The 21991-nt window shown below is 70.4% G+C and carries 19 protein-coding genes; 10 read left to right on the forward strand and 9 right to left on the reverse strand.

The features are described 5' to 3' along the window. The first annotated feature begins 13 nt into the window (after positions 1-13). Together dnaJ and ACIQI8_RS30610 are read left to right on the forward strand one after the other, a co-directional pair. Positions 14-1204, forward strand: coding sequence for a molecular chaperone DnaJ (gene dnaJ / locus ACIQI8_RS30605; protein ID WP_402357198.1), 1191 nt, complete (start codon positions 14-16; stop codon positions 1202-1204). Positions 1205-1209: 5 nt separating this feature from the next. After that, a complete protein-coding gene (locus ACIQI8_RS30610; protein ID WP_402357201.1) occupies positions 1210-1662 on the forward strand; it encodes a heat shock protein transcriptional repressor HspR in 453 nt (150 codons plus the stop codon). A gap of 86 nt (positions 1663-1748) precedes the next feature. On the opposite strand, the gene ACIQI8_RS30615 is transcribed toward ACIQI8_RS30610, so the two are convergent. Together ACIQI8_RS30615 and ACIQI8_RS30620 are read right to left on the reverse strand one after the other, a co-directional pair. Then, the gene (locus ACIQI8_RS30615; protein WP_402357204.1) at positions 1749-3716 is read right to left on the reverse strand and encodes a PA14 domain-containing protein; all 1968 of its coding nucleotides are present in this window, start codon (positions 3714-3716) and stop codon (positions 1749-1751) included. 5 nt (positions 3717-3721) lie between these two features. Then, on the reverse strand, positions 3722-5755 hold the full coding sequence (locus tag ACIQI8_RS30620; protein WP_402357207.1) for a PA14 domain-containing protein: 2034 nt from the start codon (positions 5753-5755) through the stop codon (positions 3722-3724). Between the two features lie 295 nt (positions 5756-6050). Between ACIQI8_RS30620 and ACIQI8_RS30625 the strand changes: the two genes are divergently transcribed. Further along, entirely contained in the window at positions 6051-7166 is a 1116-nt protein-coding gene (locus tag ACIQI8_RS30625; RefSeq protein WP_402357210.1) for a sugar ABC transporter substrate-binding protein, read from the forward strand. A 35-nt stretch (positions 7167-7201) separates the two neighbouring features. Here the strand turns inward: ACIQI8_RS30625 and ACIQI8_RS30630 are convergent, their stop codons facing one another. Genes ACIQI8_RS30630 through ACIQI8_RS30640 form a run of 3 tightly spaced genes read right to left on the reverse strand, consistent with a single transcriptional unit; the run spans position 7202 to position 10519 of the window. Continuing rightward, the gene (locus tag ACIQI8_RS30630) at positions 7202-8044 is read right to left on the reverse strand and encodes a transglutaminase N-terminal domain-containing protein (protein ID WP_402357213.1); all 843 of its coding nucleotides are present in this window, start codon (positions 8042-8044) and stop codon (positions 7202-7204) included. Between the two features lies 1 nt (position 8045). Then, complete coding sequence (locus ACIQI8_RS30635; RefSeq protein WP_402357216.1) at positions 8046-8978, reverse strand: alpha-E domain-containing protein; 933 nt, start codon at positions 8976-8978, stop codon at positions 8046-8048. Beyond that, positions 8975-10519 carry a circularly permuted type 2 ATP-grasp protein gene (locus tag ACIQI8_RS30640; protein WP_402357219.1) on the reverse strand — a complete coding sequence of 515 codons (1545 nt, stop codon included), beginning with the start codon at positions 10517-10519 and terminating at the stop codon, positions 8975-8977. The genes ACIQI8_RS30635 and ACIQI8_RS30640 overlap by 4 nt, the downstream gene beginning before the upstream one ends. 300 nt (positions 10520-10819) lie before the next feature. Between ACIQI8_RS30640 and ACIQI8_RS30645 the strand changes: the two genes are divergently transcribed. Continuing rightward, positions 10820-11857, forward strand: coding sequence for a LuxR C-terminal-related transcriptional regulator (locus ACIQI8_RS30645; RefSeq protein WP_402357222.1), 1038 nt, complete (start codon positions 10820-10822; stop codon positions 11855-11857). On the opposite strand, the gene ACIQI8_RS30650 is transcribed toward ACIQI8_RS30645, so the two are convergent. Next, positions 11820-12806, reverse strand: coding sequence for a LuxR C-terminal-related transcriptional regulator (locus ACIQI8_RS30650; RefSeq protein WP_402357225.1), 987 nt, complete (start codon positions 12804-12806; stop codon positions 11820-11822). The genes ACIQI8_RS30645 and ACIQI8_RS30650 overlap by 38 nt on opposite strands. A 14-nt stretch (positions 12807-12820) precedes the next feature. Next, positions 12821-13765 (reverse strand): helix-turn-helix transcriptional regulator, encoded by a 945-nt coding sequence (locus ACIQI8_RS30655; protein ID WP_402357228.1) that lies wholly within the window; start codon positions 13763-13765, stop codon positions 12821-12823. Between the two features lie 182 nt (positions 13766-13947). On the opposite strand from ACIQI8_RS30655, the gene ACIQI8_RS30660 reads away from it, so the two are divergent. The 4 genes from ACIQI8_RS30660 to ACIQI8_RS30675 all read left to right on the forward strand — a co-directional run bounded on the left by ACIQI8_RS30660 (position 13948) and on the right by ACIQI8_RS30675 (position 17966). Beyond that, positions 13948-14172, forward strand: a complete 225-nt coding sequence (locus ACIQI8_RS30660) for a hypothetical protein (protein WP_402357231.1) — start codon at positions 13948-13950, stop codon at positions 14170-14172. Continuing rightward, the gene (locus tag ACIQI8_RS30665) at positions 14169-14504 is read left to right on the forward strand and encodes a hypothetical protein (protein ID WP_123998759.1); all 336 of its coding nucleotides are present in this window, start codon (positions 14169-14171) and stop codon (positions 14502-14504) included. Before ACIQI8_RS30660 ends, ACIQI8_RS30665 begins: the two co-directional genes overlap by 4 nt. 222 nt (positions 14505-14726) lie before the next feature. After that, complete coding sequence (gene clpB, locus ACIQI8_RS30670) at positions 14727-17324, forward strand: ATP-dependent chaperone ClpB (protein ID WP_402357234.1); 2598 nt, start codon at positions 14727-14729, stop codon at positions 17322-17324. Positions 17325-17429: 105 nt separating this feature from the next. Then, positions 17430-17966: a YbjN domain-containing protein gene (locus tag ACIQI8_RS30675; protein ID WP_123998757.1), complete on the forward strand. Its 537-nt coding sequence runs from the start codon at positions 17430-17432 to the stop codon at positions 17964-17966. A gap of 36 nt (positions 17967-18002) precedes the next feature. Here ACIQI8_RS30675 and ACIQI8_RS30680 read toward each other — a convergent pair whose 3' ends face one another. Then, positions 18003-19190, reverse strand: a complete 1188-nt coding sequence (locus ACIQI8_RS30680) for a mannosyltransferase family protein (RefSeq protein WP_402357237.1) — start codon at positions 19188-19190, stop codon at positions 18003-18005. Positions 19191-19336: 146 nt separating this feature from the next. Beyond that, positions 19337-20563 (reverse strand): pyridoxal phosphate-dependent aminotransferase, encoded by a 1227-nt coding sequence (locus ACIQI8_RS30685; RefSeq protein WP_402357240.1) that lies wholly within the window; start codon positions 20561-20563, stop codon positions 19337-19339. 129 nt (positions 20564-20692) lie between these two features. On the opposite strand from ACIQI8_RS30685, the gene ACIQI8_RS30690 reads away from it, so the two are divergent. After that, positions 20693-21001, forward strand: a complete 309-nt coding sequence (locus ACIQI8_RS30690; RefSeq protein ID WP_402357243.1) for a hypothetical protein — start codon at positions 20693-20695, stop codon at positions 20999-21001. A gap of 407 nt (positions 21002-21408) precedes the next feature. Beyond that, a complete protein-coding gene (locus ACIQI8_RS30695) occupies positions 21409-21945 on the forward strand; it encodes a DUF2617 family protein (protein ID WP_402357246.1) in 537 nt (178 codons plus the stop codon). The last annotated feature ends 46 nt before the right edge of the window (positions 21946-21991 follow it).

A 21991-nucleotide genomic window follows, 5' to 3' on the forward strand; every position in this document is an offset into this window, starting at 1 on the left:
AGGGACGTCGAGGATGAGCACCAAGGACTTCATCGAGAAGGACTACTACAAGGTCCTCGGCGTTCCCAAGGACGCCACTGAGGCCGAGATCAAGAAGGCCTACCGGAAGCTCGCCCGCGAGTTCCACCCGGACGCCAACAAGGGCAACGCCAAGGCGGAGGAGCGCTTCAAGGAGATCTCCGAGGCGAACGACGTCCTCGGCGACCCCAAGAAGCGCAAGGAGTACGACGAGGCCCGCGCCCTCTTCGGCAACGGCGGCTACCGCCCGGGGCCGGGCGGCGCGGGCGGCGGCAACTTCAACTTCGACCTGGGCGACCTCTTCGGAGGCGGCGCCCAGGGCGGCGCCGGAGGCCAGGGTGCCGGCGGCTTCGGCGGCGGCCTCGGAGACGTCTTCGGGGGCCTGTTCAACCGCGGTGGCGCGGGCACGACCCGTACCCAGCCGCGGCGCGGCCAGGACATCGACACCGAGGTCAGCCTCAGCTTCACCGAGGCGATCGAGGGGGCGACGGTCCCGCTGCGCATGTCCTCGCAGGCCCCCTGCAAGGCCTGTTCGGGCACCGGCGACGCGAACGGCAACCCTCGGGTGTGCCCGACCTGCGTCGGCACCGGCCAGGTGGCCCGGGGTTCGGGCGGCGGCTTCTCGCTCACCGACCCCTGCCCCGACTGCAAGGGCCGCGGCCTGATCGCCGAGACGCCCTGCGAGGTCTGCAAGGGCAGCGGCCGGGCCAAGTCCTCCAGGACCATGCAGGTCCGCATCCCCGCCGGCGTGGCGGACAGCCAGCGGATCCGGCTGCGCGGCAAGGGCGCACCGGGCGAGCGCGGCGGTCCGGCCGGCGACCTGTACGTCACCGTGCACGTCGACGCCCACCCGGTCTTCGGCCGCAGGGACGACAACCTCACGGTGACCGTGCCGGTGACGTTCTCCGAGGCGGCGCTCGGCGGCGAGGTCAGGGTCCCGACCCTGGGCGGACCGCCGGTCACCCTGAAGCTGCCGCCGGGCACGCCCAACGGCCGCACCATGCGCGCCCGCGGCAAGGGCGCGGTCCGCAAGGACGGCACCCGCGGGGACCTGCTGGTCACCGTCGAGGTGAGTGTCCCGAAGGACGTGACGGGGAAGGCTCGTGACGCACTGGAGGCGTACCGAGAAGCGACCGCGGGCGAGGACCCGCGGGCGGAGCTGTTCCAGGCCGCGAAGGGAGCATGAGAGAGATGGACGGCCGTCGACGTAACCCATACGAGTTGACCGAGGAGACTCCGGTCTACGTCATTTCGGTGGCGGCCCAGCTCTCCGGCCTGCACCCGCAGACGCTGCGCCAGTACGACCGCCTCGGCCTGGTCTCCCCGGACCGCACGGCCGGGCGCGGTCGCCGCTACTCGGCCCGCGACATCGAACTGCTGCGCACCGTCCAGCAGTTGTCGCAGAACGAGGGCATCAACCTGGCCGGCATCAAGCGCATCATCGAGCTGGAGAACCAGGTCATGGCGCTCCAGCAGCGCGTCGCCGAACTCCAGTCGGCGGTCGACGGCGCGGCGGCGGCGATGCAGCAGCGCGAGGCCGCGGTGCACGCGTCCTACCGGCGCGACCTGGTGCCGTACCAGGAGGTGCAGCAGACCAGCGCGTTGGTGGTGTGGCGGCCCAAGCGCCAGCAGTCCTCGGACTGACGCCCGCACCTGCGTGAGAGGGGCCCGGAGTTCTCTCCGGGCCCCTCTCGCGTGCCGGCGTGCTCGGACACGTGCTCAGATCGCGTCTACGGCTCCAGGATCGCCCAGTCCGCCCCGGGCGCCGACTCCGTGCCGTCGGCGTACAGCGCGCTCACCCAGTAGTGGTGGGTGGTGCCGCGGGCGGCGGTCGTGTCGTCGTAGGAGAGCTCCGTGGTGGTCGCCAGCTTCTCGTACGCCTCCGTGGCCGGGTTCCAGCGGTAGACCCGGTAGCCCGTCGCCGAGTCGGCCGTGTTCCACGCCAGGCCGACGCCCGAGGCGGTCGCGGTCGCCGTCAGGGCGATCGGCGAGTCCTCCGGGGTCGCCACCGACGGGGTCAGGTCCAGCTCGTCGACCGTGACGGCGTACACGGGACCCGACGACCACCTGGTGGAGTTGCCCGCGGTGTCGACCGCGGCCACGAAGTAGCAGCGGTGGTCGCCGTCGGGCAGGGTCACGTCCGTGTGGCGCGAGGTGGACGGGGACAGCCACGCCCACTCCGACATGGAGCAGACCTGTTCCTCGCCCTCCTCGCCGAGGACGGTGCCCCGGTAGACCGCGTACCGGGCCAGGTCGGGCTCGGTGTTGTCGTCCCAGTCCAGCTCGATGCCGTACTCCGTGGCCGTCGCGGTCAGCCCGGTCACCGGGGCCGGCGCCTTGTCCGAGGCGAGCGTGGTCACGGTGACCGTCGCGGAGGGGAGGGAGACGGCGCGCGCCTGGTCCTCCGTCGTCACCGCGTAGTGGTACGTGGTGTCCTCCGCCGCCGAGTGGTCGCCGCAGCTGTAGCGCCGTGCCCCGTCGGCGAGTTCCTTGTACGTCGTGGTGCACGACACCGGCGTGGTGGACGTGTTCACCGGCAGGGTCGTCGAGCGGTACACGTGGAAGGTGAGGACGTGCGCGTCCTCCGGCCTCACCGTCCAGGACAGCAGCGCGGCCCCGATGTCCGCCGTCGCCGTGAGGTCGCGCGGCGCGGCGGGTGACCGGTGCGCGCTCACGGCGTCGCTGTACGGGGAGAGATGGCCGGAGCCGTCCACCGCGGCGACCTTGTAGGCGTACGTGGAGACCCGGTCGAGCGTGTCGTCGCTGAGGTGGTTGGAGCCGACGTCGGTGACCTTGTCGGCGCCGCCCGGATTCGTGCGCACCACGCGGTACTTGACGGCCCCGGGTACCGCCCGCCAGGACAGTTCGGCGGCGGTGTCCGTGACCGAGGAGGCGAGGCCGCCCGGCGCGGTCAGCGTGATGCTGGTGACCAACTGGTCGGCGGTACCGGCCGATTCGTTGCCCGCCTTGTCGTAGGCGCGCACCTCGTAGTAGTAGACCGCGCCGGTCGCGGGCGGGGTGTCCGTGTACGAGGTCGCGGTCGTGCCGGCCAGCCGCGTCCAACTCGTGCTGTCCCGCAGCCGCCGGTAGACCCGGTACCCCGCGAGATCCATCTCGACGTTCCTGCCCCAGCTCAGCTTCGCCTTGTTGCCCGCCGTGTCGTACGACACCAGCGGGTCCCTCGGCGGGAGGGGCTTGACCTTGTCGACGCTCGCCGAAGTGCGGGGCGTGTACGCGAACTTGACCTTGGCTGCGCCGGTCCAGTTGACGTAGTCGACGCGGAGGGTGTGCCTGCCCTTCGGCACGGTCACGTTGACGGTCTTGCCCACGGCCTTGGAGGTGTTCTTCCACAGGTCGACCTTGCGGACGCCGTCGACGTACACCCGTATCCCGTCCAGCCCGGAGGCGGTGAGCGCGAAGGGCCCGCCGGAGCCGAAGTCGCGGGTCACGCTCCAGCGCACGCCGAAGTTGTCCTTCGGGAGGCCGGTGGAGGGGGCGCCGCTCCAGCTCTCGTCGATCGCGCTGTCGCAGTCCGTCTTCTTCGGGGTGCCCTTGAAGGTGGTGTTGGCGAAGAACTGCCGCTTGAGCACAGGGGAGTTGCAGCCGGTGGCCGCCGAGGCCGAGGGAGTGGCCACGGCGGTGAGGACACCGCACGTGCCGGCCAGCACCACGGCCGTGGCCTGAAGGGCCGTCTTCATCGGGGTCACTCTCCGCTCGGCAGGGACACGGCGGAGTCCACGTTGCTGAAGGTCTCCGAGCCGTCGCGGGCGACGACCGAGAGCAGGTAGTAGACGGTTGTGCCGGGGGGCAGGGTCCTGTCGACGTAGCTGGTGGCGGTGGGCGCCAGCGGCACGTCGGTCAGGCGGACGTAGGTGCCGCTCGTACGGTCCCAGCGGTAGACGTTGATGCCGGCCGCCTCCGTCGCGACCGAGTCGGCGCACTCGACGTACATGCCGCCCGCGTCGCCGAGAGTCGTGTACGCGGCCACGAAGCAGGGCGCGGTGTCCTCGGGGACGGTCGTCGGCCGCAGGTCCTGCTCGGTGACGGTGACCGTGGAGACGGGGCTGTCCCAGTCGTTGCCCCTCTGGTCGGCGCTGTTGCCGTAGACGTCGACGGGAACGACGGCGTACTTCCTGGTCTCACCGTCGGCGACCGACGGTCCGGCGACGTACTCGGACGTGCTCCCGGAGACCGTGTCGAGGTACTCGAGCCCGGAGTGGGGGGCGTACTCGTAGATCTGGTACCTGTCCAGGTCCGCCGCAGGACTGTCGTCCCAGTCCAACTTGACGCCGTACTCCAGGGGTTCGGCCGTCAGGTGGGTTACGGGCGGCGGCGGGATCTCGTCGCCGGGGCGCGTCACGGTCATCTCGGCGGAGCCGGTGGACCAGCGCCCTGCGGTGTTCTGCCGGGTCATCACGTAGTGGTACGTGGTGCCCTGGTCGCCCTCTTCGTCCACGCAACTGCGGATCCTGGCGCCGGCCGCGTCGGTACGGATCTCACGGTCACGGCAGTTGACGAGGTTGTCGTATGTCGTCTCGACCGGGGAGGTCGTCGAGCGGTACACGTCGTAGTCGGTGCTGTCGCCGCCCGGCGCCTCGGTCCAGGTGAAGACAACGCCGTAACTGGGCACGGTCGCCGTCACGTTCTGCGGCGGGAGGATGGAGCGGGTGGAGCGGACGGCGGCGGAGCGCGCGGTGTTCCCGGCCCTGTCGACGGCGGTGACCACGTAGTCGTAGGCCTTGCCGTACGACGCCTCGGTGTCGGCGTACGTGAGGGTGGCGGCGGTGGTCTCGTCGATCTGGGTGTAGGAGGTCTCGGTGCTCGGCTTGCGCAGGATCCGGTACTTGGCCGCGTCCGAAGGGCCGGTCCAGGAGAGGTTGTTGGAGGCCTCGACGCCTTCCGCTGCGAGGACGGGCTTGGCGGGCGAGGTCGTGTCCCACGTGGAGATCGGCCCCAGGTCCGCGGTGCCGGCCGATTCGTTGCCGGCCTTGTCGTAGGCGCGGACCTCGTAGTAGTAGGACTCACCCGTGGCCGGCGGGGCATCGGTGTGGCTGCGGGCGGTGGTCGTGGCCACCTTGGTCCAGGTGCCGGACCCCTTCACCCGCCGATAGAGGCGGTAGCCGGCGAGGTCCATCTCCTTGTTCGCCGACCACGTGACCTTGCCGGACGAGACGAACTCCTCGTCGAGGTACTCGACCTCGGCGCTCGTCGGGACGAGCGGCTTGACCTTGTCGACCGTCGCCGAAGTCCTGGGCGTGTAGCCGACCTTGACCTTCGCGGCGCCCTTCCAGTTCACGTAGTCGATCCGCAGGGTGTGCGTGCCCTTGGGGATCGTCACGTTGACGGTCTTGGTGCGCGAACCGGTCGTGTCGGACCAGAGGTTGATCTTGCGGCTGTCGTCCAGGTAGACGCGGATGCCGTCGGTCGCGGTGGCGGTGAGCGCGAAAGGCCCGCCGGAGCCGAAGTCGCGGGTCACGCTCCAGCGCACGCCGAAGTTGTCCTTCGGGAGGCCGGTGGAGGGGGCGCCGGTCCAGGTCTCGTCGATCGCGCTGTCGCAGGCGGTCTTCTTCGGGGTGCCCTTGAACGTCGTGTTGGCGAACAACTGCCGCTTGTAGAGCGGCGAGGTGCAGGTCGTGGCGGCGGAGGCGGGTGCGGCGGACACGGTGAGCAGCGTGGTCGCCGTGGTCAGCGCGACGGCGGCCGCGGTCGCGGCGGTCGTGCGTCTGGCTGGGTTCATTCGGTCCTCAGAGCGAAAGCGGAACGGAGGTTTGGGCCTTGGTGATCACGACACGCGAGGAATCGGCTTGGTTGTACGGATCTTTGCCACCTGTTTGTGGAGTTCCGCATGGAGGGCTTGCGGAGTACGTCGGGAGGTGGTTGCACGAGTGCTTCACATGCACGACAGAGAGTGGTGTTGCGCACTCGTTAAGTGGTTCCGCTTGACGTCCGGGGTCGCGCACGCGTTGGCTTTTCAGTCACCTGGGTCGCACAGCTGCGGCCGTGTTCGGAAGGCACCAGAAGTGAGCTCCCCAATGCGTCCCACGCGTCGAATAGCCATCGCCGTCGCAGCGTCCACCATGACCTTCTCGCTGGCCGCCTGCGGTGTGCTGAACGCGTCGTCGGACGGCAGCTCGGCCAGCCCGACCAAGGGCAACGACGTGACGATCGGCCTGCTCCTGCCGGAGACGGCCAACACCCGTTACGAGGACTTCGACTACCCGATCATCAAGGAGAAGGTCGCCAGCCTCACGAACAAGCAGGGCAAGGTCGACTACGCCAACGCCGACCAGGACGCGAACAAGCAGGCCACGCAGATGCAGCAGATGATCGACAACAAGGTCGACATCATCCTGCTGGACGCGGTCGACTCGCACGCGATCGCCGGCGAGGTGACGAAGGCCAAGGACGCCGGCATCCCGGTCATCGCCTACGACCGGCTCGCCGAGGGCCCCATCGACGCGTACATCTCCTTCGACAACGAACTGGTCGGCGAGGTGCAGGGCCGTTCCCTGCTGGACGCGTTGGGGCCGGACGCCGGCACCGCCGACAAGATCGTCATGATGAACGGCTCGCCCACCGACCCGAACGCCAAGCAGTTCAAGGCGGGCGCGCTGTCCGAGCTCAACGGCAAGGTGACGATCGCCAAGTCCTACGACACCAAGGACTGGAAGCCGGAGAACGCGCAGGCCAACATGGCCGCCGCGATCCAGGAGATCGGCAAGGGCAACATCGCCGCGATCTACTCCGCCAACGACGGCATGGCGGGCGGCATCGTCAAGGCCCTCGACGCGGCAGGCGTGACCAACCCGCCCCCGATCACCGGCCAGGACGCCGAACTCGCCGCCGTGCAGCGGATCGTGGCCGGGGAGCAGTACATGAGCGTCTACAAGTCCTACCCGCAGGAGGCCGAGGCCGCCGCCCAGATGGCCGTGGCCAAGGTGCAGGGCCACGACATCCAGTTCGACGCCCTCACCCAGGACAGCGTCGACAGCCCCACGAACAAGGACATCCCGGCCCAGCTCGTCACGGTGACCGCCCTGACGAAGAAGAACATCAAGTCGACGGTCATCGCGGACGGCATCTACAAGACCTCCGACATCTGCACGTCGAAGTACAGCGCGGACTGCGAGGCGATCGGCCTCAAGTAGGCGTGGTGGGGCGGCACGCGGTGTGCCGCCCCCTCTCACGCCACCCGCGTGAACTCCACCAGTACGTCCGGCGGTCCGCCCGCCACGCCTCGGTAGATGCCCTTGTGCGGGGTGACGTCGTCGTAGTCGCGGCCTCGGGCCACGACCACGTGGGACTCGTCGGGGCGGGTGCGGTTGGTGGGGTCGTAGCCGCACCAGTCGCCGGCCCAGTACTCGATCCAGGCGTGGCTCTGGCCCGCGACGGGGCGGTGCAGTTCGGCTTCCGGTTCCGGGTGGAGGTAGCCCGAGACGTAGCGGGCCGGGAGGCCGACGCCCCGGAGCATGGCGAGGGTGAGGTGGGTGATGTCCTGGCAGACGCCGGCGCCCTGCTCCCAGGCCTCGGCGGGGGAGGTGTTCACGCTCGTCGCGCCGGGGAGGTAGGAGACCTGGTCGGCGACCAGGGACGAGACCGCGAGGGCCGTCGCGTGCGGGTCGAGGCCCGCTGCCGCCTCCTTCGCCCTGTCGAGGAGCGGCGCCGGGATCGTCGTACGGCCGGTGGGGCCCGCGTACTCCAACAGGCGGGAGCCGAAGGTGTGTTCGGTCAGTTCCGGCCAGGTGGGTGCGTCGGGGAGCGGGCCCTGCGGTGAGGTCTCCACCAGGCTGGACGCGGTGATCGTGAGGTCCGCGTGCGGGTCCATCAGGTCGAAGCCGGTGACCTGGGTGCCCCAGTAGTCCCAGTACGACCAGGTGGCCGTGGCAGGGCTGACGGTGACCCGGGCGTCCAGGGTGGTCTGCCCCGGCAGCGTCAGCGGGGTCATGCGGACCTCGTTGTGCGAGGACGCGGCCGGCTGGGTGTAGGCCACGCGCGTGACGTGCCGGATGCGGAGGCGGCGAGCCATGTCAGGCTCCTTCCTGGGCCCACTCGACGGGCCCCTGGTACGGGAAGAAGCGCTCCGCCACCGCGTCGGCGGACGCCATGCAGGACTGCTGCAAGTCACGCAACAGGAGCGGGAGTTGGTCCTCCAGCGCGTTCGTGTCGAGGTATTCGAGGCGGGTGCGCAGGCGTCCGATCGGGCGGCGCGCGGGGTCCTGGCGGGGGCGGCCGAGCGCGCTGAGGCACTCCTCCGCCGTGGTCAGCGCGTGCAGCGCCGAGCGCGGGAAGTCCCGGTCCAGGAGCAGGAATTCGGCCACGCGCGGGGTGTCGCCGAAACCGCCGTACACGCGCGCGTACGCCTCGTCCGCGCCCGAGGCGCTCAGCAGCGTCGGCCAGTCCGGCGCGTGCGCCGCGTCCAGCACCCGTACCGCCAGCAGCCGTACGGTCATGTCGACCCGTTCCAGGCTCCGGCCGAGCACCACGAACCGCCAGCTGTCGTCCCGGCTCATGGTGGAGTCGGCGAGGCCGAAGAACAACGCCGCGCGTCTGCGCACCAGTTCCAGATAGGCGTAGGGGCCCGTACGGCGGGCCGCGAGGCGCTGGTCGGCCAGGGCGTGCCAGGTGGAGTTGAGGCACTCCCACATCTCCGAGGAGACGGCTTCCCGGGCGCTGCGCGCGTTGAGCCGGGCGGCGCCGAGGGCGCCCTCGATGGAGCAGGTCGACCGGGCGTCGAAGGCGAGCTGGTCCAACACCTGCTGCATGTCGACGCGTTGACCGCCCGCGTCCACGCCGAGGATCGCGTACAGCGACCGGCAGGCCACGTCCTCGTCGCGCCAGGGGTCCTCCAGCATGCGGTGCAGATACGCGTCGAGGATGCGGCCGGTGGCGTCCGCCCGCTCCACGTACCGGCCGGTCCAGGTCAGGGCCTCGGCTATCCGGGACAGGATCACGTCGTTCACTGCTGCTGCGCCCCTTCCGGTACGACGGTGGGGTTGCCGTCGGGTCCGTGCTGACGTGGCGCTATGGCCGGGAGCGTGCCCTCGGCGGCGGGCGTCGGCGGCTCGGCCGGGCCCTCCGCGAGCACCCAGGTGTCCTTGGAGCCGCCGCCCTGGCTGGAGTTGACGATCAGGTTGCCCTCCTGGAGCGCGACCCGGGTCAGGCCGCCGGGCAGCACCCACACGTCGCTGCCGTCGTTCACGGCGAACGGCCGCAGGTCGATGTGGCGCGGCGCCATCCGCTCACCGGCGAGGGTGGGGGAGGTGGACAGGGCGACGGGCCGCTGGGCGATGAAGCCGCGCGGGTCGGCGGCCACTGCTTTGCGGGTGCGTTCGAGGGTGTCCGCGTCGGCCTTCGGCCCGATGACGATGCCCTGTCCGCCGGCGCCGTCGACCGGCTTGATCACGAGCCGGTCGATCTGGTCGAGCACCGCGTCCAACTGGCCCGGTTCGTCGGGCCGGTAGGACTCGACGTTGGGCAGAATCGGTTCCTCGGAGAGGTAGTAGCGGATCAGGTCGGGGACGTAGGTGTAGAGCAGCTTGTCGTCGGCGATCCCGTTGCCCACCGCGTTCGCGAGTGTGACGTTGCCCGCCATGGCCGCGCCCATGATGCCGGGGCAGCCGATCACCGAGTCGGGGCGGAAGTGCAGCGGGTCGAGGAAGTCGTCGTCGAGGCGCCGGTATACGACGTGCACGGGCACCTCGCCGCGGGTGGTGCGCATCCACACGCGGTTGCCGCGGCAGACCAGGTCGTGCCCTTCGACCAGCTGCACGCCCATCAGCCGGGCGAGCAGGGCGTGTTCGAAGTAGGCGGCGTTGCTGGGCCCCGGTGTCAGCACCACGACCCGCGGGTCCACCACTCCTTCGGGTGCGGCGGCGCGCAGGGCGGCCAGCAGCCGCTGGGCGTACCCGTCGACGGGCACGACGTGCTGTTCGGCGAACAGGGACGGGAAGACCCGGGTCATCGCCCGGCGGTTCTCGATGACGTACGAAACGCCGCTCGGCACCCGGACGTTGTCCTCCAGGACCCGGAAGTCGCCCTCCTCGTCCCGGACGAGGTCGATGCCGGCGACATGGATGCGCACCCCGCCGGGTGGCTCGACGCCGTGCGCGGCGCGGTGGAAGTGCGGGGAGTGCAGCAGCAGGCGCCAGGGCACCACGCCGTCCTCGAAGGCCCGGCAGGGCCCGTAGGCGTCGGCGAGGTAGGCCTCCAGGGCTCTGACCCGTTGGCTCACCCCGCGTTGTATGAGATCCCATTCGAGGGCGTCGAGGATCCGCGGCACCAGATCCAGCGGCCAGGGCCGCTCCTCGCCCGCGAAGGCGTAGGTCACGCCCCGGTCGGTGAACGCCCGGGCCATCTGGTCGGCCCGGAAGCGCAGTTCGCTCGGCTCGATCGGTTGAAGTGCCGCCAGCACCGGCTCGTAGGCGGTCCTGACCTCGCCAGGCCGCTCGAACATCTCGTCCCACGCGTCGGCCAACGCGTACGCGTCAAATATGTCCGCCATGAGGGGACGTTAAGGGCGGTACGTAACACAACGATCACTCCGGCATTTCCGGGAGCGCACGCCCGGCGCGGTCTCGGGGGCGCGCGCGGCGCCCGTCCCCCGGCGGAAGCGGACGTTCCGCACACCCCCAGGTTCCTGCACGGGACCATCAGCTTGTTGCAACTCGACGGAAGGAGGCCCGTAAATACCCGGGCATACCGGTGTTTTTCCTGTGCCGCGACCGATTGAGCCGTGTTGCGGAGCCCGTGCGGGCCGCGCATAGTTGCGCTGCGATGGACGGCGGAACTCGGGGGTTGGGCGATGGCCGGGCACGGGACGGCGGAGCATCCGCACGGTGCCGACCGCTTGTGCGAGGCCGGGGACCGTGTGTACTCCCGGGCCGTACGACGGGGTCGTGTGCCGCGCCCGGACGCGGAGTCGGTGCCGTGCCTGCTGGAACTCGCCCTGCTGCACCCCGACCCCGACGACATGGACTGGCTGGTGCCGACCTCCCCGCAGGAGGTCATGACCCGGCTGCTGCGCGGGGTCTACGACGAGGTCAGCGGCAGCCAGCGCCGGGTGGGCTCGGCGGTGGCCGCCTTCGAGTGGTACGCCGGTCTCGGGCCGCCGGTGCCGACGGGCGCCGGCGAGGGGGCCGCGATCCGGGTCCTGGACGGTCTCTCCCGCATCCAGGCCGCGATGGACGAGGCGACCGAGGCGTGCACCACCGAGGTCCTGACGGTCCAGCCCGGCGGCATCAGGCCCGAGCACGAACTCACCGAGGGACTGCACCGCGCACTCGCCCTGCGCGGCCGGGGCGTGCGCATGCGCGACCTGTACACGCACGTCGCCCGGCACGGCCAGGGCCTGCTCAACTACCTGGAGCTGATGGGCGACACGGTGGAGGCGCGGACCCTGGACGAGGTGATCGACCGCCTCATCCTCTTCGACCGCACGGTCGCCTTCATCCCGGCCAACGCCGACCGCACCCTCGCTCTTGAGCTGCGGCACCCGGCTCTCGTCGGCTACCTGGGCACGGTCTTCGACCGCCTCTGGCGCCTCGCGATCCCGCTCACCGCGGCCCTCCCCGACACCGGCATCGAGGGCATCTCCCACCGTGAGCAGTCCATCGCGGCGCTGCTGGCGGAGGGCCACCAGGACGCGGTGATCGCCGAGCGGCTGGGCATAAGCGTCCGCACCTGCCGGGCCCACATCGCGCGCCTCTCGGAGACCCTGGGCGCGGCCAGCCGGGCCCAACTCGGCGTCCGGATAGCACAGGTGGGGCTCGACAACCCGCGTCAGCCGGCCGACGTCGGCCCGCTCACCCTTCCCGGTCAAGAATCCCCGACCGGCCGATGAGATAGCCCAGCTGCGCCCGGCTCTCACTGCCCAGCGTCGCCGCGAGCTTGGCGATGTGCACGCGCGCGGTACGGACGTTCAGGCCGAGGCGCTCCGCGATGACGGTGTCCGTGTGGCCCTCCACGAGGAGGGCGGCGATGGCGTGTTGGCGGGGGGTGACGCCGTTGCGGGCGGGCTGCTGGGCGGCCTTGGGGTGCAGGGGGGTGGCCAGGCGCCACAGGCGGTCGAAGGCGGTGGCGAAGAAGTCGACGATGGCGAGGTGGCGGATCTCCAGCGCCAGCGTGCGGTCCCTGTTGGCCGGGATGAAGGCGACCGTGCGGTCCACCAGGATGAGGCGGTCGGTGATCTCGTCCAGGGTCCGCGCCTGTGCGTCGCCCCTCAGCTGCTCGTAGCGGGCCAGGACCGAGGGCGCGTAGCGCAGCGTGTGCTGGTAGAGCGTGCGGATACGGCCACCGCGGTCGAGGAAGTCCTGGTCGCGCAGCAGCGCCTCGGCACGGGTCTCCGGAGCCGTCTGCGTGTGGCTGATGTGCGGCTGGATGGTGAGCATCTCGCCGGAGCTGTCGGCCATGGCCGAGTCGATGGCCCTGCTGATCCGACGGGACCCGTCGAGAACACCGACCGCGGGCGGGTCGTCGGCCCCCGTGGGCCGTCCGTCGATCCGCATGAGGGGTTCGAACAGGTCGGTCAGCAGAGCCTCGCGCCGCCGTTCGTGGGCGATGCGGTCCGCCGAGGTCCGCAGCAGCCGGTGCAGGGCGACGGCGGGGGCGACGGGCTCCAGCCGGGTCGGGTCCTCGACCGACGGCAGCAGCAGCCCGAGATCGACCAGGCAGGGGGTGCCGGCGGTGTCCTCGGCGCGCAACCGCCCCTCCCGCAGCGCGCGTTCGTACAGTGCCGCGCCCTGCGGACACAGGTCGTCCGCGCCGTGCTCCGCGTGCGCCGCCGGGGTCACCGAGATCCTCCCACTCAGGGCTCCTGCTTCAGGATCCCGGACTGGGCGATGAGGAACCCGAGCTGGGCGCGGCTGCCGCTGCCCAGCGCCGTCGCGAGCTTGGCGATGTGGGCACGGCAGGTGCGGACGTTCATGCCCAGGCGCCGGGCGATCGCCTCGTCGACGTGGCCCTCGATGAGGAGTTTGGCGATCGAGTGCTGGATCTCGGTGATGCCGTCGGGGGCGGTCTCGTACGGGGCGCCGGCGCTCAGCGGGACCGCGCGGTTCCACATGAACTCGAAGACCTTGATCAGGTAGCGGACCAGCCCCGGATGCCGGAGTTCGAGGGCGATCTCCCCGTCGTCGCGGGTCGGGATGAAGGCGACGGTCTCGTCGCAGATGATCAGCCGCTCGACGAGTTCGTCGATCGTCCGGTACTCGACCTTGCCGTCGGTGAACTGGGCGACGTAGGCCAGCGTCTCGGGGCTGTAGCGGGCCGGGTGCTGGTAGAGCGTGCGGATGCGGCAGCCCCGCTCGATCAGTGGCCGGTCCCGCTCCAGCGCCTTGGTGAGGGTGTGTTCCAGGCGCCGGCGGCTCGGCTGCACCGTGAGCATCTCGGTCTGGCACTGGGCGGTGGCCAGATCGAGTGCCGCGTTGATCCGGTCGAGGCCCTCAAGGACCGTGATGGAGTGGGTGGTCGCCGTGGACTGGGCGCTGAGGGTCATGAACGGCTCGAAAGCGTCGGCGAGCTCGATGGACATGCGCCGGCGCTGGGTGATCTCGCTCTCGATCGGGTTGAGCCGCTGGGCGAGGGCAATCGACGGGGGTACCGGACGCAGCCAGTTCGGGTCGTCAGGATCGGGATGAAGAAGGGCGAACTCCATCAAACAGGGTGCGGGTTCCACATCCGTACGGGCGACACGTCCCGTCCGGAGAGCGTTCCCGTAAAGGCGACGCCCTTCCGTGCACAGGTCGGTCAACCCGTGAGGATGTGTCCGCTTAGTCTCATTTATTGTCAAATCTCCACCCCCCAGGGTCCTGAACGTGCAGGAACATGATGCATCGATTGTGTGGCCATGACGTGCCGGAATGGGCCATCGTCGTATTCGGACGGGGGAGAGGTGACCTTCAAATGAGGACGAAGCCGACTATGCATAAGAGAATGCTTCGCTCGGCGCTTGTCGCCGCCTTCTCCACTGTTGTGGCCATCGGGACGCTGAGCGGCCTGGCCGGGGCGAAGACCAACGTCGCGGACGACAGCAGCTGGCGTGCGCATACGGTGGTTGCCGCCGCCCCCGGCGACAGCAGTTGGGTGATCGCGGCGTCCGATGTCCCGGGCGACAGTTCGTGGAGCACCGACGACAGCAGCTGGGCCATTCCGTCATGACCACTCCACCCGACGACCGCTCCTTCCGTCGCGAAATGGCCACGGCCTACCGCTCCGGCTGGCACTTCATCGATCTGGTCACCGCGATCCCCCACCCCGGGGACTCGCTCATGGTGACCGTCTTCGGAGAGCCGGTCGTCGTGACGCGGGACGAGGACGAGGACGTACGGGCCTATCGGTGTCTGCGGCGGCCCCGGGGGGCGCCGCAGCCCGTGCGATGTGCGATTCGGTACGGAATGATCTTTGTGAACCTTGATCAGCGAGACCATCGGCTGGTGGAACCGGAAGCCCCCAACCTACGGACCATCTCAGCCACCCCCCGCAGTGCCTGACGCGATTCCCCCGTCGTAACAGATCGCGCAGGTGCTTCCCCCCGCAGCGGCGTCACCGTGACCTGAACACGGTGACGCCGCTGCAGTTTGTGGCCGAAAACAGCCGACGCCTCCGCCTCTGCGGGGGCGTTTTCGTGTCCCACCGCCTTGAGTGGAATAGACTCAACTTTGTGCACGCTGACTGAGTCAGCCAGGGAGACTCGCAAGGAGGAGAACGCGAACGTGGACGCAGAGCTGACCAACCGGAGCCGGGACGCGATCAACGCGGCCAGCAACCGGGCCGTGACCGGGGGGCACGCCGACCTCACCCCCGCCCACCTGCTCCTTGCTCTGCTCCAGGGGCAGGAGAACGAGAACATCACCGACCTGCTCGCCGCCGTCGACGCCGACCAGGCCGCCGTCCGGGCCGGTGCGGAGAAGGTGCTGGGCGCGCTGCCCAGTGTGACCGGTTCCACCGTTGCGCCGCCGCAGCCCAACCGGGAGCTGCTCGCGGTCATCGCCGACGCGGCCGAGCGGGCCAGGGAGCTCGGCGACGAGTACCTCTCCACCGAGCACCTGCTCATCGGGATCGCCGCCAAGGGCGGCGCGGCCGGTGACGTACTGTCCGGGCAGGGGGCCACCGCGAAGAAGCTGCAGGAGGCCTTCCAGCAGGCGAGGGGAGGGCGCCGGGTGACCACGGCTGACCCGGAGGGCCAGTACAAGGCGCTGGAGAAGTTCGGCACCGACTTCACCGCGGCCGCGCGGGAGGGGAAGCTCGACCCCGTCATCGGCCGCGACCAGGAGATCCGGCGGGTCGTGCAGGTGCTGTCCCGGCGGACCAAGAACAACCCGGTCCTGATCGGTGAGCCCGGCGTCGGCAAGACCGCCGTCGTCGAGGGGCTCGCCCAGCGGATCGTCAAGGGCGATGTGCCCGAGTCCCTCAAGAACAAGCGGCTGGTCTCCCTCGACCTCGGCGCGATGGTCGCGGGCGCCAAGTACCGCGGCGAGTTCGAGGAGCGGCTCAAGACGGTGCTGGCGGAGATCAAGGACTCCGACGGCCAGATCATCACGTTCATCGACGAACTGCACACCGTCGTGGGCGCCGGCGCGGGCGGCGACTCCGCCATGGACGCCGGCAACATGCTGAAGCCGATGCTCGCGCGCGGTGAGCTGCGCATGGTCGGCGCGACGACGCTGGACGAGTACCGCGAACGCATCGAGAAGGACCCGGCGTTGGAGCGCCGCTTCCAGCAGGTGCTGGTGGCGGAGCCGTCGGTCGAGGACACGATCGCGATCCTGCGCGGGCTCAAGGGCCGCTACGAGGCCCACCACAAGGTGCAGATCGCGGACTCCGCGCTGGTCGCCGCGGCCACCCTCTCGGACCGCTACATCACCTCCCGCTTCCTGCCCGACAAGGCCATCGACCTGGTCGACGAGGCGGCCTCCCGCCTCCGCATGGAGATCGACTCCTCGCCCGTCGAGATCGACGAACTCCAGCGTGTGGTCGACCGGTTGAAGATGGAGGAGCTGGCGCTGGAGAAGGAGACCGACCCGGCCTCCCGGGACCGCCTGGAGAAGCTGCGCCGCGATCTCGCCGACAAGGAGGAGGAGCTGCGGGGCCTGACCGCGCGCTGGGAGAAGGAGAAGCAGTCCCTCAACCGCGTCGGTGCACTCAAGGAGAAGCTCGACGAGTTGCGCGGCCAGGCCGAACGGGCCCAGCGCGACGGCGACTTCGACACCGCGTCCAAGCTGCTGTACGGCGAGATCCCCACCCTGGAGCGGGACTTGGAGGCCGCCTCGGAGGCCGAGGTGGAGGCCTCCCGGGACACCATGGTCAAGGACGAGGTCGGCTCCGACGACATCGCGGACGTGGTCGCCGCCTGGACCGGCATCCCGGCCGGCCGCCTCATGGAGGGCGAGACGCAGAAGCTGCTGCGCATGGAGGACGAGCTGGGCAAGCGCCTGATCGGCCAACGTGAGGCGGTGCAGGCGGTGTCGGACGCGGTACGGCGCACGAGGGCCGGCATCGCGGACCCGGACCGCCCCACGGGCTCGTTCCTCTTCCTCGGCCCGACCGGCGTGGGCAAGACGGAACTCGCCAAGGCCCTCGCCGACTTCCTCTTCGACGACGAGCGGGCGATGGTCCGCATCGACATGTCCGAGTACGGCGAGAAGCACAGCGTGGCCCGCCTGGTCGGTGCCCCGCCCGGCTACGTCGGCTACGAGGAGGGCGGCCAGCTGACGGAGGCGGTCCGCAGGCGCCCGTACAGCGTCGTCCTTCTCGACGAGGTGGAGAAGGCGCACCCGGAGGTCTTCGACATCCTCCTCCAGGTGCTGGACGACGGCCGCCTCACCGACGGCCAGGGCCGCACGGTCGACTTCCGCAACGTGATCCTGGTCCTCACCTCGAACCTGGGCAGCCAGTTCCTGGTGGACCCGATGACGAGCGAGGAAGAGAAGAAGTCCCAGGTCATGGGTGTGGTCAGGGCATCCTTCAAGCCGGAGTTCCTGAACCGTCTGGACGACCTGGTCGTCTTCTCGGCCCTGGCCAAGGACGAGCTGGCCCGCATCGCCCGCCTCCAGATCGACCGCCTCGCCAAGCGCCTCGCGGAACGCCGCCTCACCCTGGAGGTCAGCGAGGACGCCCTGACCTGGCTGGCGGAAGAGGGCAACGACCCGGCGTACGGCGCCCGCCCCTTGCGCCGCCTGGTCCAGACGGCCATCGGCGACCGCCTCGCCAAGGAGATCCTCTCCGGCGAGATCAAGGACGGCGACACGGTACGGGTGGACACCTTCGGGGAGGGGCTGATCGTGGGGCCGGCCACCGGGAAGACGCTGTGACTTTCACGCGCTGACCAGGGGGTGGTGAGTTTCCGGCCGTCGGGCTTGCCACCCCCCTCCCCGCATGAGGGAGGATGACGGCATCCATATGAAGGGAAATTCACGGTGACCATCGACCCGTCCTCGATTCCGAACTTCGGGGGCCAGCCCGAGCCGCAGCCCCAAGGGCCGGCAGGCCCCGTTGTCCCGGATCAGGACCTCGTGAAGCAGCTCCTCGAACAGATGGAGCTGAAGTATGTCGTCGACGACGAGGGAGACCTCGCGGCGCCGTGGGAGCAGTTCCGTACGTACTTCATGTTCCGCGGCGAGGACGACCAGGCCGTCTTCTCGGTGCGGACGTTCTACGACCGGCCCCACCAGATCGACGAGAAGCCGCTGCTGCTGGAGTCCATCGACGACTGGAACCGGCGCACCCTGTGGCCCAAGGTGTACACGCACACGCATGACGACGGCACCGTCCGTCTCATCGGCGAGGCGCAGATGCTGATCGGCACCGGCGTCAGCCTGGAGCACTTCGTCTCCTCGACGGTCAGCTGGGTGCGCGCGGCCATCGAGTTCGACAAGTGGCTCGTCGAGCAGCTCGGCCTCGAGCAGGAGGTCAACGAGGCGGAGGAGAAGGGCGAGGACGAGGACGGGGAGTAGTCCCCGCCGCTCGGACCTGGTTCCGGTCCGCGGCCTTCACAGCGGCGTGTTCGCGATCACCACGAGATACGCCCCGTAGCCGAACGAGAGCCCGGCCAGGGCGCCGACCACCACGGTCGCGTGCCAGGGCCGGGCTCTCGCCGTGCGGGTGAGCGCTCGGGCCACGGGGAGCAGGAGGGGGAACGCCGGGAGCAGGAATCTCGGCTTCGACTCGAAGAAGCCCGAGCCGCCGACCGCGATCAGGAGCAGTACGCCCGTGTAGACGAGCAACGGGAGCGGGGGGCGGTCCGCCAGCAGCAGCGCGTACAGGACCACCGACACCGCGACGATCATGGTCGTCATGGGGAAGACGAAGCGGTCGCCGTGCAGGAGCAGGTGTTTCACGAACAGGAGCGAGCCCCTGCCGAAGTCGAACCTCGAACCCCACAGGCGCTGCACCGAGAAGTAGCCGCCCAGCAGGTCGCCCTCGCGGTGGCCCACCCACAGGACGTACGCGGCCCAGCCGCTCGGCGCGAGCAGCGCACCCGTCCACAGGTTGTGGACAACTTTGCCGCGCGCCCGCCGGATCTCGTACGCGGCCGCCACCAGCACCGCCGCCGCGACCGCGAAACCGTTGGGCCGGGACAGTCCCGCGAGGGCGGCCAGCGTTCCCGCCCACACCCACCGTCCGTCCAGCACCGCGTACAGCGCCCAGGCGGCGAAGGCGGTCAGCACCGGTTCCGTGTACGCCATGGACAGGACGATCGAGTGCGGGAGCAGGCCCCACAGGAGGACGAGTGCCGTCGCCACCGCGCGGCCGTACAGGCGGTTGCCGAGCGCGTGGAGACCGCAGGCCGCCACCGCCGCCGCCAGCCAGGACACCAGCAGGCCCGCCTCGATGCCGCTCAGCGGGCTGAGCACGGTCACCGCCCGGACCAGGGCCGGGTAGAGCGGGAAGAACGCCAGGTCGCTGTGGACGACGCCCGGCTGGAAGTGCAGGGTCCGGCCGTAGCCGTGCGCCGCGATCCCCAGGTACCACTGGGAGTCCCAGGAGCGGCCCAGGAGCGCCGGCCAGTGCCGGTCGGTCGCCCAGGCCGTCAGGGCCAGCGCGGCGACGCCCAGCAGCCGTGCGGCGACGAACAGCCCGAGGGCCCCGCCCAGCGCCGCCGCCGCGGAAGGGCGGGTCCGGGTCCGGGTGCCGGGCTCCCTGACGGGGTGCGGCGCGAGCGTACTGGCGTGGGTCACACCGGCACATTGCCGGGTGAAACGGACGCAGGCGAGCATTGCGCGGCCGGGCGGGTACGGATTCGCGGCGCCCGGCGTGGCGGCGTGACATCACGCCGGCGACCTCACACCGGCGACATCCCGGCGGCGGTCTCGCGCCGGCGACTTCACGCCAGTGACTTCAGGCGGCTCACGGCCTCCTCCAGCACCCCGGTCCGCTTGCAGAACGCGAACCGCACGAAGGGCGCCCCCGCCTCCCGGTGGTCGTAGAAGACCGCGTTCGGGATGGCGACGACGCCGGCCCGTTCCGGGAGCGCGCGGCAGAAGGCGAAGCCGTCGCCCTCGTGGGACAGTTCCGCGCCGAGGGGTCGGATGTCGGTGGTGACGAAGTACGTGCCGGCCGGCTTGAAGACCTCGAAGCCCGCGTCCATCAGGCCCGCCGCCAGCAGGTCCCGCTTGGCCAGCATGTCCGCGCGGAAGCCGGCGAAGTACGACTCCGGGAGGGCCAGCGCCTCGGCGACGGCGTACTGGAAGGGCCCGGACGCCACGTACGTCAGGAACTGCTTCGCCGAGCGGACGGCCGAGACCAGTTCCGGCGCGGCCGTCACCCAGCCGACCTTCCAGCCGGTGAAGGAGAAGGTCTTGCCGGCCGAGCCGATGGTGACCGTGCGCTCCCGCATGCCCGGGAAGGTCGCCAGCGGGATGTGCTCCGCCTCGTCGAAGACCAGGTGCTCGTAGACCTCGTCGGTGACGACCAGCAGATCGCGCTCGACCGCCAGCTCGGCGATCGCGGTGAGTTCCTCGCGGGTGAGGACCGTGCCGGTGGGGTTGTGCGGGGTGTTGACGAGGAGGAGGCGGGTGCGGTCGGTGACGGCGGCGCGCAGTTCGTCCAGGTCGAGGCGGAAGCGTCGATCCACGACTCCGTCGACGGCACTCTCGTGCGGGCGCAACGTGACCGGTACGCGCGTGCCGCCCGCCATCGCGATGCACGCCGCGTACGAGTCGTAGTACGGCTCGAGGGCGATCACCTCGTCGCCGGGTTCCACCAGGGCCAGCAGGGCGGCGGCGATCGCCTCGGTGGCGCCGGCCGTGACCAGGACCTCGGTGTCGGGGTCGTGGGTCAGGCCGTAGAGCCGCTGCTGGTGCGCGGCGATCGCGGTGCGCAGTTCGGGGACGCCGGGGCCGGGCGGGTACTGGTTGCCGCGGCCGTCGCGCAGCGCCCGTACGGCCGCTTCCCGGACCTGCTCGGGGCCGTCGGTGTCGGGAAAACCCTGGCCGAGGTTGATCGCGCCCGTCCGCACGGCGAGCGCGGACATCTCGGCGAAGATCGTCGTCCCGAACTCGGCGAGACGGCGGTTGAGGAGCGGGCGGCTGCTGGAGGTCATGCGGGTCATCCTGCGCCGAAGCTCTGGATTCGCTCAACTCTGCTTTGGCCGGTCGCGTGCGAGGGCATCCCCCGTTCACGCAAGACGCGAGGCGCCCACGGGGGGTCGCTTCGGGGGACACGAAAGGACGGTGGCGCCATGGCAATCGGCATCATCGTGGTGGTGGTCGTGATCGCGTTCGTGGTGGTCACCGTCGTGGTGAGCAGGGCGCGGAGCGTCGGGGCGGTGCCCCGCGGGGGACGGCGCCGGGGCTCCGGCGACAGCTGGTGGGCCGGCGGGACGGCCGGGAGCAGCAGCGGGGCGGTGTCCTGCGGCTCGTACTCGGGCGGTGACTCCGGCGGGCATTCCGGGGGGCACTCGGGTGGTCACTCCTGCGGGGGCGGTCACTCGTCCTGCGGGGGCGGCTCGTCCTGTGGCGGCGGGGGCGGATGCGGGGGAGGCAGCTGAACCGGCGGAGGCAGCTGACACGGGGCAGCTGAGCTCCACCGGGACAGATGTCACCGGGCATACGTCCCACCCGTCACTCCAGTAGAGCGCCCGCCGGGCACCACGCCCCGCGGGCGCTTTGGCGCTCCGGCGCACGCCACGGCCGCCGTGGCGCACGCCGTGGTTGAACAGTTGAGCTGTGGAGCCCTCTGAGGGATGGAAACCCCACGAAGTTGGGTAAAAACGCTGTGACGGCGCCACCGTTCATGATTCCCTCTAAAACACCAACGCAGCCCCTCGGACGTCCTGCACACACACCTTCCGATGATCCGACTGGGTTGACCGGGCCGATCTCCCGGTACCGACCGGGGTGCGCCGGACCACACCTCCTCACCTCCCTTTTCTTTGCGTGCTAGCGGAGCCGATCCATGCTCACGACCCTGAACACCTCGTACACAGACACGCGCGCGGCCGACCTCGCCTGGGCCCTGGGGCGGGAGCCGCTCCCCGCCCTCGCCACGCTCGACCTCGAACTGGCCGGGTCGAAGCTGCAGTTGAGACTCCTCGGCGCGTCCCACCAGGTACTCCTGGAGGAGGAGCGGGGCAGTTGTTCGGAGACGGTGGCGTGCATTCCCGGCAGCAGCACCCCGCTGCCCCTGGGCGTCGCCAAGCGGGTGGGCGACTGGGAGTACGAGTTCGCGGCCCGTGTCGAGCTGCTCTCGCCGGGCTCCTTCGCGGGCCGCGCACAGGAGTTGCTCGCCCTGGTCGCCGACCATCCCAACGGCCTGGCGGGCGTCTTCCCCGGCAGCCCGCACGCGTTCACGGCCCTGCTGGCCCAGCGCCAGGGGGGCCAGGTGCACTGGCGGACCTGGCACGCCTACCCGCAGGACGGGCAGTTGGTGGCGACCCGGACCAGGGTCGGTGTGCGGATTCCGGTGCCCCAGCTCAGTCCGTCCGGCGTTTGACGTATTTCCGCCTCGTGTCGGGCGTTTGGGGCGCCAGATCCACACG

Source organism: Streptomyces sp. NPDC092369 (genome assembly GCF_044755245.1).
Classification (GTDB): domain Bacteria; phylum Actinomycetota; class Actinomycetes; order Streptomycetales; family Streptomycetaceae; genus Streptomyces.